Annotated in this window: 16 protein-coding genes; 14 read left to right on the top strand and 2 right to left on the bottom strand. The window is 67.1% G+C overall.

Annotated elements, in window-relative coordinates:
* Positions 1-106 precede the first annotated feature (106 nt).
* Both OH146_RS06860 and OH146_RS06855 read left to right on the top strand, forming a co-directional pair.
* Complete coding sequence (locus tag OH146_RS06860; protein ID WP_265158793.1) at positions 107-916, top strand: SDR family NAD(P)-dependent oxidoreductase; 810 nt, start codon at positions 107-109, stop codon at positions 914-916.
* A 35-nt stretch (positions 917-951) separates the two neighbouring features.
* A complete protein-coding gene (locus OH146_RS06855) occupies positions 952-1,809 on the top strand; it encodes an isocitrate lyase/PEP mutase family protein (RefSeq protein WP_265158791.1) in 858 nt (285 codons plus the stop codon).
* A gap of 45 nt (positions 1,810-1,854) precedes the next feature.
* Here the strand turns inward: OH146_RS06855 and OH146_RS06850 are convergent, their stop codons facing one another.
* Together OH146_RS06850 and OH146_RS06845 are read right to left on the bottom strand one after the other, a co-directional pair.
* Positions 1,855-2,631, bottom strand: coding sequence for an SDR family NAD(P)-dependent oxidoreductase (locus OH146_RS06850; RefSeq protein WP_265158789.1), 777 nt, complete (start codon positions 2,629-2,631; stop codon positions 1,855-1,857).
* Positions 2,631-3,674: a Gfo/Idh/MocA family protein gene (locus OH146_RS06845; RefSeq protein ID WP_265158787.1), complete on the bottom strand. Its 1,044-nt coding sequence runs from the start codon at positions 3,672-3,674 to the stop codon at positions 2,631-2,633. Before OH146_RS06845 ends, OH146_RS06850 begins: the two co-directional genes overlap by 1 nt.
* A 123-nt stretch (positions 3,675-3,797) precedes the next feature.
* Between OH146_RS06845 and OH146_RS06840 the strand changes: the two genes are divergently transcribed.
* The 12 genes from OH146_RS06840 (at position 3,798) to OH146_RS06785 (ending at position 15,439) form a co-directional block, all read left to right on the top strand.
* A complete protein-coding gene (locus OH146_RS06840; protein WP_265158784.1) occupies positions 3,798-4,676 on the top strand; it encodes a sugar phosphate isomerase/epimerase family protein in 879 nt (292 codons plus the stop codon).
* Between the two features lie 34 nt (positions 4,677-4,710).
* Positions 4,711-5,265 carry a TRAP transporter small permease gene (locus OH146_RS06835; protein WP_265158781.1) on the top strand — a complete coding sequence of 185 codons (555 nt, stop codon included), beginning with the start codon at positions 4,711-4,713 and terminating at the stop codon, positions 5,263-5,265.
* On the top strand, positions 5,262-6,536 hold the full coding sequence (locus OH146_RS06830) for a TRAP transporter large permease (protein WP_265158778.1): 1,275 nt from the start codon (positions 5,262-5,264) through the stop codon (positions 6,534-6,536). The genes OH146_RS06835 and OH146_RS06830 overlap by 4 nt, the downstream gene beginning before the upstream one ends.
* Positions 6,537-6,585: 49 nt before the next feature.
* On the top strand, positions 6,586-7,611 hold the full coding sequence (gene dctP, locus OH146_RS06825) for a TRAP transporter substrate-binding protein DctP (protein ID WP_265158776.1): 1,026 nt from the start codon (positions 6,586-6,588) through the stop codon (positions 7,609-7,611).
* 104 nt (positions 7,612-7,715) lie between these two features.
* Complete coding sequence (gene aroQ, locus OH146_RS06820; RefSeq protein ID WP_265158774.1) at positions 7,716-8,156, top strand: type II 3-dehydroquinate dehydratase; 441 nt, start codon at positions 7,716-7,718, stop codon at positions 8,154-8,156.
* Between the two features lie 15 nt (positions 8,157-8,171).
* Positions 8,172-9,044, top strand: a complete 873-nt coding sequence (locus OH146_RS06815; protein ID WP_265158772.1) for a shikimate dehydrogenase — start codon at positions 8,172-8,174, stop codon at positions 9,042-9,044.
* Between the two features lie 31 nt (positions 9,045-9,075).
* Entirely contained in the window at positions 9,076-10,938 is a 1,863-nt protein-coding gene (locus OH146_RS06810; RefSeq protein WP_265158771.1) for a bifunctional sugar phosphate isomerase/epimerase/4-hydroxyphenylpyruvate dioxygenase family protein, read from the top strand.
* The gene (locus OH146_RS06805) at positions 10,935-11,729 is read left to right on the top strand and encodes an IclR family transcriptional regulator (RefSeq protein ID WP_265158769.1); all 795 of its coding nucleotides are present in this window, start codon (positions 10,935-10,937) and stop codon (positions 11,727-11,729) included. Before OH146_RS06810 ends, OH146_RS06805 begins: the two co-directional genes overlap by 4 nt.
* On the top strand, positions 11,726-13,132 hold the full coding sequence (locus tag OH146_RS06800) for an FAD-dependent oxidoreductase (RefSeq protein WP_265158767.1): 1,407 nt from the start codon (positions 11,726-11,728) through the stop codon (positions 13,130-13,132). Before OH146_RS06805 ends, OH146_RS06800 begins: the two co-directional genes overlap by 4 nt.
* Positions 13,129-13,896 carry an SDR family NAD(P)-dependent oxidoreductase gene (locus OH146_RS06795; protein WP_265158765.1) on the top strand — a complete coding sequence of 256 codons (768 nt, stop codon included), beginning with the start codon at positions 13,129-13,131 and terminating at the stop codon, positions 13,894-13,896. The genes OH146_RS06800 and OH146_RS06795 overlap by 4 nt, the downstream gene beginning before the upstream one ends.
* 21 nt (positions 13,897-13,917) lie before the next feature.
* Positions 13,918-14,208 carry a Dabb family protein gene (locus tag OH146_RS06790; protein ID WP_265158763.1) on the top strand — a complete coding sequence of 97 codons (291 nt, stop codon included), beginning with the start codon at positions 13,918-13,920 and terminating at the stop codon, positions 14,206-14,208.
* Positions 14,209-14,239: 31 nt separating this feature from the next.
* Positions 14,240-15,439: an MFS transporter gene (locus OH146_RS06785; protein WP_265158761.1), complete on the top strand. Its 1,200-nt coding sequence runs from the start codon at positions 14,240-14,242 to the stop codon at positions 15,437-15,439.

The following is a 15,439-nucleotide window of genomic DNA, read 5'->3' as shown; positions in this document are numbered from 1 at the left end:
CTTGTATACACGAATCGAGCGCTTGATGTACACCTACAGACGCAAATCTTGTATACAAGAAGGGTGCCGGTCGGGCACGCAAGTCATCCAAAGGCGGAAATAGCAAGTGCAATCACTCACACACACGACCATTGCCATCACCGGATCCGGCCAAGGGATCGGCCTCGCCATGGCTCAGCGACTCGCGGCCCGGGGCGCCAACCTCGTGATCAGCGACATCGACGAGCAGAAGGCCGCGAGTGCTGCCGAGCAGCTCCGCGCATCCGGGGCGAAGTCGATTCATGTCCGCGCCGACGTCACCTCTGCCGAGGACTGCTCTGCCCTGGTCGCCGCCGCCGTCGAGGAGTTCGGGAGCCTGGAGACGATGATCTGCAACGCGGGCATCGTGCAGGTGAAGCCGTTCCTGGATGTCACAGCCGACGACTGGAACCGCACAATGAACGTCAACGTGACGGGGACGCTCCTCACCATGCAGGCAGCCGCCCGGCAGATGCTGACGCAGGAGCCGATCGCGGAGGGGCGACCCAAGGGCAAGATCATCACGATGGCGTCGATCGCCGGACGCTACGCTGCGGGTCCGATGGCGCCCATCATCCCGCACTACAGGGCAAGCAAGGCCGCCGTGATCAGCCTGACCCACAGTGCATCGGCGACGCTCGCTCCCCACATCACCGTCAACGCGATCTGCCCCGGGCTTGTCGAGACCGACATGTGGAAGCTCATCGACAAGGAGTGGTCGGCGGTTGCCGGCTGGGAGACCGGCACGGCGTGGAAGACGCGCACCTCCGCGGTCCCGCTCGGTCGACCGCAGACGAGTGAGGATGTCGCGGGCCTCGCCGAATTCCTGGTGTCGCCTGCATCCGACTACATGACGGGGCAGTCGATCAACATCGACGGCGGGCTCACGGTCGGCTGATCGAACCACCCAATCAAAGGAACGAAGGACCTTCAATGACGAATGCCGCGAAACTCCGCCGTCTGCTCGACCAGGGCGATCTCATCCAAGCGCCCGGCGCCGCGGACCCGCTGACAGCACGACTTGTCGAGGCTGCGGGGTTCCCCGCCGTCTACATGACGGGGTTCGGCGCCACCGCTGCCCGGCTGGGGAGTCCCGACATCGGTCTCCTCACCCAGACGGAGATGGCCGACCATGCGAGGAACATGACCCGCGCGGTCTCGATCCCCGTCGTCGCCGACGCCGACAATGGGTACGGCGGCCCGTCCAACATCGAGCGGACCGTCGACGAGTACATCCGGGCGGATGTCGCGGCCCTCCATCTCGAGGACCAGGAGAGCCCGAAGCGCTGCGGTCAGATGTCGGGCATCAAACTGATGGAATCGAGCACGGGTGCGCGCCACATCCGAGCGGCTGTCGAGGCACGCGGCGACCGAGATCTGCTGCTCATCGGGCGCACCGACGCGCTCGGCGTGGCCGGAGTGGACGAGGCGATTCGCCGCGCCGAGCTCTACCGCGAGGCGGGCGCCGACCTCGCGTTCATCGACGGGGTGAAGACGATCCGAGACCTGGAGGCCATCGGCGCGCGCCTCGAGGGGCCGAAGGTCGTCGCGATCGTCACGGGTAACGAAACCGAGTCGCTCAGCCCCTCCGACCTCAAGGACCTGGGGTTCTCGATCGTCTTCTACCCTCTCGACGCGCTCTTCGCTGCGACGCGAGCGGCCATCGACACCCTGGAAGCACTGCGTCAGGAGGGCTTCTCGGGGGCCTCCCAGAAGCTCAGCTACGCGGACTTCACTCGGCACGTGGGCATCGAGCACCACCAGCGACTGGATGACGCCTACGGCAGCTGACGCGGACCACCCCGGGTCGATCGGCCTGAGAGGCGGAGGGGGCTGCTACGCCCCCGAGTAGCGACCGCCCGTGAGGTCGAGCGTCTGCCCCGTCGTGTAGCTGCACTCCGGCGACAGCAGCCACGCGGCGAGTGCGGCGAACTCGGGCGGATAGCCGACTCGTCCCATGGGCACGCGGGAGAGCAGCATGGCATTGCGCTCGGGGCTGAGGTGCGCGAGGAGCGGGGTGTCGAACATCGACGGGGCGACGGCGTTGACGACGATCCCTTCGGGAGCGACCTCCTTCGCGACCGACTTCACGAGTGCGATGACGCCGGCCTTCGAGACCGAATAGGCCGTCATGGACGCGTTCCCCTCACGCCCCGCGATGGAGGAGAGCACCGCGATCCTGCCGTAGCGCTGCGCCTTCATGGTGGGCATGACGGCCTGGAGGCCGTAGAAGCAGGAGTCGAGGTTGATATTGAGGGTTCGAGTCCAGCCTTCGCGGGGGACATCCTCGACGAGAGCCTCGGGGCCCTGCGAGCCGTGGCCCATGAGCAGCCCGTCGATCCGGCCGTAGCGTTCGACGACCGTCGCGACGACCTGCGCCCAGCGCTCGGGGTCGGTCACGTCGAGCGCGAGCTCGGCGTGGTCATCCTCGAGCCTGTCCTCCGCGATGGCGATGTCGGTCTTGACGACGATGGCCCCCTCGGCGCGAAGCCGCTCTGTGGCGCTTCCGCCGAGTCCGCCCGCCCCGCCCGTGACGAGGATGACGCGACCATGGAACCTCCCGGGCCAGGGTGCTGCGCCCAGGCGCGGGTTGATCGAGTTGCTGAGGTCCATTACTTCTCCACTTTCACGGCCGGCGAGGTAGCCAGCGATTGGTCCACTGCGACGGCGACAGCGAGGCTCCGGAAGCCATCGCGGGCTGAGATGACGGGCTCGGCCTCGCCTCTGACTACGGCGGCAAGGTGCTCGAGTTGTGCGATGTAGGGGTTGGTGTCCCGCCGCTCGAGCGTGCGGGTGCGGATGGGCACCTGCCAGTGGTTGCCCTCCTCGTGTTCGTAGACGGTCAGCGAGGGGAGCGCGATGGATGCCTTGGTGCCCGAGATGAAGTAGGCGTCTCCGGGTGGGGGTGGGGGAAAGTAGGCGCCCGAACCAGAGGTGAGGTCCCAGTTCCAGGGAGAGGCGGCTGCGTCGCTGAAGGAGGCGGTGCCTATCGCCCCATTGCTGAAGCGGAAGAGGGCTCCGCCCGTGTCGGCGACCTCGAAGCCGCGGATCGCGGAGGATCCCATGGCTGTGACCGAGTCGATGTCGCCCACGAGGTAACGCATGACGTCGATGTCGTGAATGAGGTTGATGAGCACGGGCCCCCCGCCGACGCGCCGACGCCATTCGACCTCGAAGTACTCGTCGGGCTTGCGCCATGTGCTGAGCATCGCGACGGAGACGATCGTGCCGAGTCCGCCCTCCTCGATGAAGGCCTTCGCCGCAGCGATGTCGGGGGCGTAGCGACGCTGGTGCCCCACGAGCACAGGAACGGATGCTGCTTCCGCAGCTTCCAGGATGCGTCGCCCGTCCTCGAGTGAGTCGGCAATGGGCTTTTCCACGAGCACGACAATGCCGCGCGCGACGGCAGAGGTCGTGGCATCCGCGTGCATGACATTGGGCAGGGCGACGATGACGGCGTCGACGAGGCCCGAGTCAAGGAGGGCCTCATAGTCGGAGAAGTGCGGCACTCCGAGTTCTTCCGCGAGTGACTGCGCGGCGGGTGTCGGGTCGGCGATCGCCGCGAGTTCGACCCCGGATGCGATGCCGAGGTACTTGGCGTGTTCCTTGCCGATGAGGCCTGCTCCGATGAGTCCGACCCTGGTCTGCTTGTCCATCTCTTCCGCTCCGTTGCCGATTAGTGACGCGCTTGCTGTTGACGCACCAGCCGTTTATGGAATACCGTTCCACACGTTCCAAACTATAGTGGAACGCAATTCCAGATCCGAAGGTCACACCCCATGGTCAACGATGACAAGCCCGTGCAGCTCGGCGTTGCGCCCCTCAGCGCGATCACGACGCCGCCCGCCGAGTTCATCCGTGCTGCGCATGCCGCGGGCTTCAGCTCGGTGGGCCTTCGCCCCATGCAGGTCTCGGAGACGGACGCCCCGTTCCCCCTCGACCTGAGCTCCGCCGACTTCGCTGGTATCAAGCGGGCACTCGACGAGACAGGTCTCACGGTCGTAGACATCGAGGTGCTCTCGGTGACTCCCGAGCGCACGCGCGAGGAGTGGCTGCCCATGCTCGACGCGGGAGCCGCCCTCGGTGCCCGTCTCGTCAACATCGTGTGTGACGACCCCTCGCTATCCCGCTTCGTCGAGACGCTCAGCGCGATCACGGTAGACGCCCATGAGCGAGGGCTCGAGCCCGTCCTGGAGCCCGTCGCCTACCGCCCGCTCAACTCCTTCCCTCGGGCGGTGGAGATCGCTCGCGAGGTCGGTTGTGCGGTCGAGCTTGACGCCCTCCACTACCTGCGCACGGGGGCGGAGCTCTCGACGATTGCGGACAACGCCGACATCATCCCCATCCTGCAGCTCTGCGATGCGCCCGCAAGCATCGCGGAGCAGGCCGATGCGCTCCGCCCGCTCGCCTCGGATGGCTCCGACACGGCGCTCGCGATTGCCGAATCGCGCGCGCGCCGGCTCCTCCCGGGCGAAGGGGTGGTTCCCCTCACGGCGCTGCTCGACGCGCTCTCGCCCGAGGTTGCGGTGAGTGTCGAGATCCCCAATGTGCCGCTGCGGGGCGATTCATCGGCATCCGACTATCTCGCCGTGCTCCACCGCGCCGCGATGGAGTATCTCGCGACCCACACCCGTGCCCCCCAGCGCAGCGGGGCATGACCCCGTGACGACCCGACGACAAAGGAGCGAACGAATGTCCGGCATTCCCGCAGAGCCGGGGCCGCAGGCGGCCTCACGGCCCCCCGAGCCGCGCGTCTTGCGCGGGCTCGCGGCGGTCGAGATCGCGCTCGCCGTGCTCTTCCTCGCCCTCATCTTCCTTGGCGTCCTGTGGCAGGTGCTCGGGCGTTACGCCGCCGACCTCGCCTGGGCCGGCGCCGGCGAGATCGCCCGCTATTCACTCGTCGGGCTCACCTTCGTCATGGTCGGCTACCTGATCGCCCGCAACGGCCAGATCACGGTCTCCGTCATCGACACGATCGCGCGTGGCCGCGCCGCCATCGCGGTCAGGCTGATCTCGGCGGTGCTCCTCACCGCGATCTGCGCGCTTCTCGCCTACCAGGCCTGGGTGCTCGTGAGCACGGGCTTCGGCCGCACCACGACCGTGCTGCAGATCCCGCTCGGCTACCTCTACATCCTTCCCCTCATCGGTTTCGTCTCAGGCGTCATCAGCGCCATCGTCAGGATCTTCACGGCCAAGTACCCCGAGCCCGACCAGATCACCTTCGAAGAAGCCGAGGCAGAAGCATGACCATCGCCCTCATCGCGATTGCGATCCTCGTCCTGCTGTTCCTCCGGGTTCCCGTCGCCTTCGCGATCCTCGGGCCCTGCGCCGTCTACTTCATGGCCGAAGGCTACTCCCCGGGGCTTGCGCTCAAGACGGTCTTCGATGCCGTCAACAGCTTCCCGCTGCTCGCGGTGCCGCTCTTCATCTTCGTCGGCGTCGTCGCCAACAAGCTGGGCATCGCTGACCGGCTCTTCGAGTTCTGCCTCGCCGCCCTCTCCCGCGTGCGCGGCAACCTCGCCTACGTCAACGTCGCGACGAGTGTCGGTTTCTCCTGGATGAGTGGCTCCGCCCTCGCGGATGCTGCGGGGCTGGGCAAGGTGCAGGTGCCGGCCATGGTGCGCGCCGGGTACCCCTTCCGATTCGCGGCAGGCCTCACGGGGTCCTCGGCCCTCATCAGCCCCGTCATGCCGCCGAGCATCCCCGCCGTCATCTTCGCGGCGGTCGCGACGGTCTCGACGGGCGCGCTGTTCGCGGCATCCGTCATCCCCGCCGTCCTCATGGCTCTGGGTCTCGTCGTCTACATCGCGATTTGGGTGCGCAAGCAGCCGCAGCTGGCATCGGAGCCCTTCAGCGCGGCGCGCCTGGGACGGGCGACCCTGCGCGTGCTCGGCCCCCTCGGCGCACCGATCATCATCCTCGGCGGCATCATCGGCGGCGTCTTCACCCCGACCGAGGCGGCGGGCATCGCGGGTCTCTACATGATCGTGATCGGCCTCTTCATGCGCTCGGTGACTTTTAAGCTGCTGTGGGATGCCGCGAAGGAGACGGTGTTCCTCTGTGCGGGCATCATGATCATCATCGGCGCGGCCGGAATGCTCGGCCAGGTGCTTGCGCGGGAGCGCGTGGCGATAGCGGTCGCCGACTGGATGACGGGACTCACCGACAACCCCGTCGTGTTCCTCCTCCTACTCAACGTCATCCTCATCGTGCTGGGGATGATCGTGGAGGCGACCGCCGTCATCCTCGTGACAGTGCCGGTGCTCCTCCCTGTTGCCTTGAGCTTCGGAATCGACCCGATCCACTTCGGAGTTGTCATGATCCTCAACCTCATGATCGGGCTCCTGACGCCACCCGTCGGTGGCGTGCTCTACGTGCTGAGCTCCGTGACGGGAAGGCCGGTCGACGAGATCTTCCGCGGCATCCTGCCGTTCCTCGTTCCCATGGTCGCGGTGCTGTTGATCCTGACCTTCTTCCCCGACGTATCCCTGTTCCTGCCGAGACTTCTCGGCTTCTGACCCTGCACACAGCGCCGGGTGACCGGCACAATCACTAAGGAGAAAGACCATGACCATGAGCAAGAACTCGCGTCGCGGCACCGTTGCCGCGCTTGCGATGGGCTCTGCCGTCGCGATGCTGACCGGATGCGCGGCCGATGGCGGCAACGGTGAGGCCGGCGGAGACATCACCCTCTCCTTCGCCAGCAGCCAGGCGGAGTCGGTGCCCAACTACTTCTGCGGTATGGAGCTCTTCAAGGAGCGCATCGAGGAGCAGGACCTCGGCATCACGGTCGACCTGTTCCCCGCGAGCCAGCTCGGCCCCGACACGGAGCGCGTCGCCTCCCTGCAGTCCGGCGACCTCGACATGGACCTGCAGGAGGCAGGCCTCGCGACGGTCTACCCGCAGATCGGTGTGCTCGGCGCGGCCTACGTCTTCGACGACGTCGACCACGCCTTCGACTGGATCGACAACCACTCGGAAGACTTCCGTGAGGCGTTCAACGAGGCCAGCGACGTCACGATCATCGACGGCTGGTACTACGGTTCGCGCACCTTCAGCTCCAACGAGCCGATCTACGGACCCGATGACCTCGAGGGCATGACGATCCGCTTCCCCGACACCCCGCAGTACCTCGCCAACGCAGAGGCGCTCGGCGCCAACGCGGTCGCTGTCGCCTACGAGGAGATCTACGTCGCCCTCCAGCAGGGCATTGCGGATGGCCAGGAGAACCCCGTCGTCGGGACGAAGTCGGCGAGCTACGACGAGGTGCAGAACTACATCTCGCTCAACGAGCACCAGGTGAGCATTCACTGGGTCACGATCTCCGACGCGACCCTCGAGCGCATGAGCGAGGAGCAGCAGGAGGCCGTCTTCGAGACGGTGCGCGAGATCCGCGCCGAGAACCGCACCTGCGTGGAGGAGGAGACCGAGACCATCCTCGACGAGTGGCGCGCCAATGGCCCGCTCGAGGTTATCGAGCGTGACGAGGTGGACCGCGAGGCCTTCATCGAGAGCGCCGAGGAGTACTTCAACGAGTACTACACGGGCGAGGACCTCGAGTTCTACACCTCGATCCGCGAGACCGCGAACTGACGCACCCCCCACTGCTGAGGGGGACGCGGACAGCGTCCCCCTCAGCACCCCCTCCCTCATCGGCGTCGCACGCTGACGCCCCCCTCTCTCTCCCGGAGCACTCGATGAAGCCGATCAAGATCATCAACGGACCGAACCTCAATCTCCTCGGGCTGCGTGAACCGCACGTTTACGGCTCGGCCACCCTTTCCGATATCGAGGCGCTATGCACCGAGATTGCCAGCGACCTGGGCGTCGACTTCGAGTTCCACCAGAGCAACCACGAGGGCGTCATCATCGACCTCATCCAGGAGGCGCGAGAGCGCTGCTCCGGCATCATCCTCAACCCTGCGGGATTCACCTCGACCTCGATCGCGATTCTCGACGCACTGCTCGCGTCGGACCTTCCCATCATTGAGGTCCACATCACGAACATTCACCGGCGCGAGGAGTGGCGTCACCTCTCCTACGTCTCGAAGGCGGCCACGGCGATCATCGCGGGCGCAGGCCCGCAGGGCTACGAGTTGGCGCTGCGGCACATGTCCGCGCTCGTCGCCCGGTCCTGAGGGGCAGGGGTCGCCGTGAGCGTCGCGGGTGAGAGCTACCTTGTGGGGCTCATCGGGAGTGGCATCACGCACTCCCTCACTCCTCCCATGCATGAGCAGGAGGCCGACCGGCTGGGGCTGCGTTACTTGTATCGGCCGATCGATCTTGACGTGATCGACCGGGGCGGCGACCAGGTTGGATCGATTCTCGCCTGGGCGCGGGATCTCGGCTACTCGGCGTTCAACGTGACCTTCCCCTGCAAGCAAACCGTCATCGAGCATCTGGATGAGCTATCCGAATCCGCCGAGATGCTCGGCTCCGTCAATACCGTGCTGGTGCAGAACGGCGCCCTCGTGGGCCACAACACTGACCACTCGGGTTTCGCCTGGGGGCTAACCCGCGGGCTTCCCGAGGCCGACATGTCACGCGTTGTGCAGCTTGGCTCGGGGGGAGCGGGATCAGCGGTCGCCTATGCCCTCCTGAGCCGCGGCGCGCGCGAGCTCCGCATCGCCGACCTCGATGCCTCGCGGGCCGAACGTCTCGCTCAGGCGATGGCATCCGCATTCCCTGACCGCATCGTCGCGGCGCTCGACATGGCCGAGACCGCCTCGGCGATCGAGCAGGCGACGGGGCTCGTCAACACGACCCCCGTCGGCATGCACCACCACCCGGGTCTTCCGGTCCACGAGAGCGTGCTGCATCAGGGTCTCTGGGTCGCCGACGTCGTCTACCGGCCGCTGCGGACCCAGCTCGTGAACCTTGCCGAGGATCGCGGATGCCGCGTGCTCGACGGGGGGCACATGGCCGTCGGGCAGGCGATCGATACCTTTGAGCTCATTACGGGGCTCGCGCCAGACGCCCAGCGCATGCGTGCGCATTTCGACGACCTCATCGCGCACGGCCTGTGATGAAGCAGTCGATTGTTAGGGGAGTGATCGTGTGAAGACGAGCATCGCCACCGTATGTCTGAGCGGTTCGCTCGAGGACAAGCTGCACGCCTGTGCTCTTGCCGGCTTCGACGCTGTCGAGATCTTCGAGCAGGATCTCATCGTCTCGCCGCACTCGCCCGAGCGGATCCGCGACCTCGCGGCGCGCCTGGGCATCTCGCTCTCGCTCTATCAGCCCCTGCGCGACCTCGAGGGAGTCGAGCCGGACCTGTTCGCGCGGAACCTGCGATACGCGGAGGGCAAGTTTGGCCTCATGCGCCGCCTCGGCATCACAACGGTGCTCGTCTGCAGCAATGTCGCGACCGCAACCATCGACGACGACACGGTCATCGCCGGGCAGTTGCGCGAGCTGGGCCTCCTTGCCGAGCGCTACGACGTGCGTATCGCCTACGAGGCCCTCGCGTGGGGTCGCTACGTCAACGATTTCGAGCACGCCCAGCGGATCGTCGACGAGGTCGATCTCCCCAACGTCGGGCAATGCCTCGACAGCTTCCACATCCTCTCCCGTGACTGGGCGGTCGAACCGCTGGCCTCGCTGCCCGCCGAGAAGATCTTCTTCGTGCAGCTTGCGGACGCGCCCATCATGGAACTCGACGTGCTGTCGTGGAGCCGTCACTACCGAGTCTTCCCCGGCGAGGGCGGTTTCGACCTCGTCTCCTTCTTCGGTCACCTCCTCGCCGCTGGCTACGACGGACCTGTCTCGCTCGAGATCTTCAACGACACCTTCCGCCAGGCGGAGCCCTTCCGCACGGCGGTCGACGGCATGCGCAGCCTCGTCTGGTTGCAGGATGCCGCGTCCCGCTGGCTCGAGGAGCATCCGGGTGGTTCTCCGCGCATGAAGCTGCAGGCGCTGCCGCCCATCGAGCCGGTGACGGGGTTCAACTTCGTGGAGGTGCGTGCCGACGACTCCCACCAGGCACGCGATGTGCTGGCAAAGCTCGGCTTCGAGAACCGCGGCCGCCACCGCACCAAGGAGCACGTCGAACTCTGGCGGCAGGGTCACGCGCGCATCATCGTGAACGAGCAGCCTACGAGCGACAGGGAGCCTGCCGTCGCCGGGCTCGGTTTTGATGTCGAACATCCGCTCCGCGCCGCATCCAGAGCTCTGCGCTTGCGCGCGGAGGAGGTGCCGCGTCGGCAGGCGCTGGATGAGGAGGTGCTGCGAGCCGTCCGCGCGCCCGATTTCACGGAGGTGTTCTTCAGTCGGGTCGATGAAAGCGGCGCACCGCCCTGGTCGGTCGAGTTCGGCGACGAGGAGGCCGACGCGGGGGCGCTCCTGACTGCCATCGATCACGTGAACCTTGCCCAGCCCTGGCAACACTTCCACGAGGCCGTACTCTTCTACGAGAGCGTGCTCGGTCTCACTCCGCGGCAGGGCCTCGAGGTCGCCGCGCCCCTGGGCCTCATCCGTAGCCAGCCTCTCGAGAACGATCCCGCCGCCGTGCGCCTCGCGCTCAACGTGATTCCGGCGGGTCATGAGGGCGAGGCCGAGAACCTGGTCTATCCGCAACACGTCGCCTTCTCCTGCAGCGACATCGTGGCCTTCGCGGCGGAGTGTGAGGCGAGAGGGCTCGAGTTTCTGCCGATCCCGGAGAACTATTACGACGACCTCGGCCTCCGCTTCGATCTCGACGCGGAGTTCGTGCGCGAGTTGCGCGAGCATCATCTGCTCTTCGACAGGGACGAGTCTGGGGAGTTCCTGCACTTCTACACGGCCGCCGTCGGCAAGGTGTTCTTCGAGATCGTCCAACGACGCGGCAGCTACGACGGCTATGGGGCCCCCAACGCGGCCGTGCGACTGAGCGCACAGCACCGCGTGCGCCGCGGCCACACGCATGGGGGAGGTGCAGCATGAGCGCCGTCCTGCCGCGGGCTCTCGCCGTGCTCGAGCATCTCGTCGCCAAGCCCGACGGGGAGTTTCTGGGCGATGTCGCCGACGCCCTTGACATGCCTCGAAGCGCAACCCACCGCATCCTGAGCGAGCTCGTCGACCTGGGATACCTCGTGCAGCACCCCGTAGACGGGCGCTACTCATTGGGCTTGCGGATCGTGTCGCAGGCGCTGCGTCACCTCGCAAAGATCCCCCTCGTGGATCTCGCCAAGCCCACGCTGGATCGCCTCGCTGAACTGTCGGGGGAGCTTGCCCGCCTGAGCATCCCCGAGAACGGTTCGCTGCTGTGGATCGCCAAGACCCAGGGAGCGCGCTCGGGCCTGCGTTACGACCCGGATGCGGGGCGCGAGATCAAGCTCGCCCGCACCTCGAGCGGCCTCGCCTGGCTGTCGACGCTTCCCGAGCAGGAGGCCGTGCACTACATCGAGCGGCAGGGCTTCGACGATCTCGAGAACTACGGGCCCGACGGGGTGACCACCCTCGAGCAAGCGCTCGAAGTGGTCGCCCGAGTGCGAGAGGACGGCTACTGCTACACCGACTCGACCTTCGAACTCGGTACCGCGACGATTGCCGTTCCGATCGCCGAACCGGGACAGCGGGGCAGCGGTGTGCTGAGCATCGCCGGCCCGAGCGTGCGTCTCACGCTCGAGCGGGCGCTCACGATGGTGCCCCACCTCATCGATGCGGCCGAGGAGCTGGCGCATCTCGCGCCGCCGCCCCCACCGCCGCCCGCAGTGAAGGAGCCCAAGAGATGATGGACGAGACGACCGCCTACGACGCAATTGTCGTGGGGGCGGGGATGGCTGGCCTCGCTGCCGCCGGGACGCTCGTTGAGGAGGGTCGTTCCGTGCTCGTAGTCGAGCGGTTCGACGGGGATGGCGGGAGCACCGCCATGAGCGGCGGATGGTTCGCCTTCTCCGGAACCGAGGAGCAGGAGCGCGACGGGGTGAGCGATGATGCGGACACCTTCGTCGAGGACATGCGCTCGACGGGCGGTGGGCGCACCGACGAGCGCCTGCTGCGTGCCTATGTCGAGCGGCAGGACGATGCTTATCGCTGGCTCAAGTCTTTGGGCGCCCACTTCGGCATCGTCAAGATCAGCTCGGGGCAGTCGCGGGCCCGCAGTCACCATGTCGACATCCACGGGCTCACTCACCTTCTGCGCGAACGAATCGAGGGCAACGAGGGAGGCCGGATGCTGTCTCACAGTCGTGCGCGCAGCCTCCTGGTCGAGGATGGCCGCGTCGCGGGTGTCGAGGTCGACACCCCCGAAGGGACGCGGGAGTTTCAGGCGCGCGGCGGCGTCATCCTCGCGACGGGCGGCTTCAGCCGTTCGAGCGATCTGCTGGAGCGTTTCGCGCCAGAGCAGCTCGCGGGCATCCCCTACGGTGGTCGGGGCTGTGAGGGCGACGGCCTAGTGATGGCCTGGCGACAGGGGGCCGGTTTCCGCGATCTGGGTTACGTTGCGGGCACCTTCGGGTCGCATCCGCTCACGGGCGATGAGGAGCACGAGCTGCTGACGGCGTTCTACATGGGTGCCATCATCGTCAACCTCCACGGCCGTCGCTTCACTGATGAGTCCGCCTCCTACAAGACACTGGGGGCCCGTGCGCTCGAGCAGCCCGAGGGCCTGGGCTTCGAGATCTTCGACAGCATCGTGCGAGCCAAGTCGCTGCCCGGCGTGCCCCTCAACGACATAGACCACCTCGAGCAGAAGGGCCGCCTGTTCACGGCCGACACCCTCGAGGAGCTCGCCGACCTCGCGGGCATCGATAGTGACGGTCTCGTGCAGCAGGTCGCGGCCTACAACGAGGCGATCGCCTCTGGTGATCCCGACGAGTTCGGGCGCCGGGGTCTCGTGGGCGACGTGGGCGAGCTTGTGCCGGTGCAGCATCCACCCTTCTACGCCTACCCGGCCAAGACCCTGATGACCTCAACCTACGCGGGCCTCACGGTCACCCCCTCTGCGCGCGTGCTGCGGGTCGACGGAAGCGAGATCGAGGGTCTGTGGGCTGCCGGCGAGCTGGTTGGCGGATTCCACGGCACGGCCTATCTGACGGGCACCGCGCTCGCCAAGGCGCTCATCTTCGGCCGTGCCGCCGCGCAGGATCTCGTCGAGGCTCTCGCGCTTCCCGCGACGGTAACGGTGGCCTCGTGAGTGCCGTCACGATCATCACGGGCGCGGCGGGTGGCATCGGCCGAGCCGCGGCACGACGCCTCGCTCGGGACGCAGAGGGGCCAGCCCGGCTCGCGCTCGTCGGCCGGAGCGAGGAGAGCCTCGCCAAGCTCGCCGCCGAGCTGCGTTCGGAAGCCGCTGACATCATCACGATCGCTGCGGACCTCAGCACCGTCGACGACCCCGTCCGGGTCGTCGACGCGACGGTCGCTCACTTCGGTCGGCTCGATGCCGTCTTCAGCAATGCGGGCATCATGGGCGGCGCACGCCTGACCGAGTTGAGCGTCGAAGACTTCGACCTAGCTTTCGCGGTCAATACTCGCGCGACGTTCCTGCTCGCGAAGGCCGCGCATCCGCATCTCGCCCGCTCGCAGGGCGCGCTCGTCGTGACGGGCTCGATGGGCGGCAGCGCACCGATTCCCTTCGGTGCCTACAGCGCCACCAAGGCCGCCCTGCTCATGCTCGTGCGCATGCTCGCCCGCGAGTGGGGGCCGGACGGCATCCGGGTCAACGCGATCTCCCCCGGCATGATCATGACCCCCATGTCGCCGGCCGCGCACGACCCCGAGCTTCGCCGCGCGCGGGAGGGGCGCATCCCTCTCGGTCGCATGGGTGATCCCGACGACATCGCGGCCGTCGTCTCGTTTCTGCTTGGCCCGGATGCGCGCTACATCACAGGCGAGGACATCTCCGTCGACGGCGGCGTGCGGGCGAACTTCGCCCCCGGCGTCATCGGCACACTGTGATCCAGACCCCGAGGAGTCAGCATGATCAGGCATGTCGCAGTCTTCAGATTCATCCCCGAGTTCACGGAGGAGCAGCGGGACGAGTGGATCGCGCTCGTGCGCGACCTCGAAAACCACATCCCAGAGATCCGCGCCCTCAGCATTGGCAAGGACGTGCTCCACGGCCCGGCGTCGCACGAACTCGCGATCGTGGCGGACTTCGACAGTCTTGCCGACCTCGAGACCTACAGCACGCATCCTGCGCACCAGAAGGTGCTCGATGTCTCGGGGCCCGTGAAGGCGTCGCTGGCGGTCGTCGACTTCGAGATCTGAGCCTCGCGACGGACTCGGCGGGAGCCTGGTCGTGACGGCGGCACAGGGCGGGCGGATGCTCGCACTCATCGCGATCGTTGGCCTCGCCCTCAACATGCGGGCCGTGCTTTCCACCGTCTCGCCCATCGCAGCCGCGATCAACGAGGACATTCCGCTGACGACAGGATCGCTCGCCCTGCTGGGCGCGCTGCCGCCCATCATCTTCGCGGCCGTCGGGCTGCTCGTGCCCGCACTCGCCTCGTGGCTCGGCGGCACGAGACTGGCGCTCGTCGCGCTCGCGGCGATCGCGCTCGGCAACATCGGCCGCGGGGTGGCGGGCGATCTCAGCGTTCTGATTGGCTCGAGCGCCCTCGCCCTCGGAGGCATCGGCGTCGCCAATGTGCTGCTGCCTTCCCTCGTCAAGCGCTACTTTCCTGGTCGGATCGTGCCGGTCACCGCGGCGGCGATGGCGGCGATGGCGATCGGCACGGGCGTGCCCGCCGTCGTGGTTAATCCCCTCAGTGAGACGTGGGGTTGGAATGTCGCACTCGGGGTGTGGGGCCCCTTTGCGATCGTCGCCGCTGTCCCGTGGCTTCTCCTGTTGTTGCGCGGGCGTGATTCGCGAGACAGCCTCGGGGGCGCCGCGCCTACCGCGCCGACGGGGATGCGTCGCGTCGCACGCTCCCCGCTCGCGTGGGCGCTGCTTGCCGCATTCACGGTCGCGCAGTGGAACATCTACGCGATGTTCGCCTGGCTTCCTGTCGTGCTCGTCGACATTGCGGCAGTGACGCCGCAGACGGCCGGCATCATGCTGGGGATCTACGCGTTCATGGGCCTTATCGTGAGCCTGAGCCTGGGGGCGATCTCTCGACGCATGAGCGATCCGACTCCGTTCATCCACGTCGCGGTCGCGGCCTTCCTCGTCGGCTACGGCGGGCTCATCCTTGTGCCGACCGGCGCGCCATGGGCGTGGGTCGTGCTCGCGGGGATCGGGCCGACGATCATGCACGTCTGCCTCATGCTCGTGGGCCTGCGGTCGCGAACGCCGGAGGGTGCGGTGGCCCTGAGTTCGTTCATGCAGAGCTTCGGCTACGCCCTGGGCGCTGCAGGGCCCATCGCCTTCGGCGCGCTCCATGATGCTTCGGGGCGGTGGGATGTTCCGCTCGCCATCATGCTGCTGCTGGCCCTCATCGGCTCGGTCTCTGCCGTCGCCCTTCGTCGGCGCCGTTACGTGGAGGACGAGTGGGGCTGA

This window comes from Homoserinimonas sedimenticola (assembly GCF_026094475.1).
GTDB lineage: Bacteria > Actinomycetota > Actinomycetes > Actinomycetales > Microbacteriaceae > Homoserinimonas > Homoserinimonas sedimenticola.
Note: the sequence above shows the minus strand (reverse complement) of the source record. Positions and strands in the feature narration are given on the sequence as shown.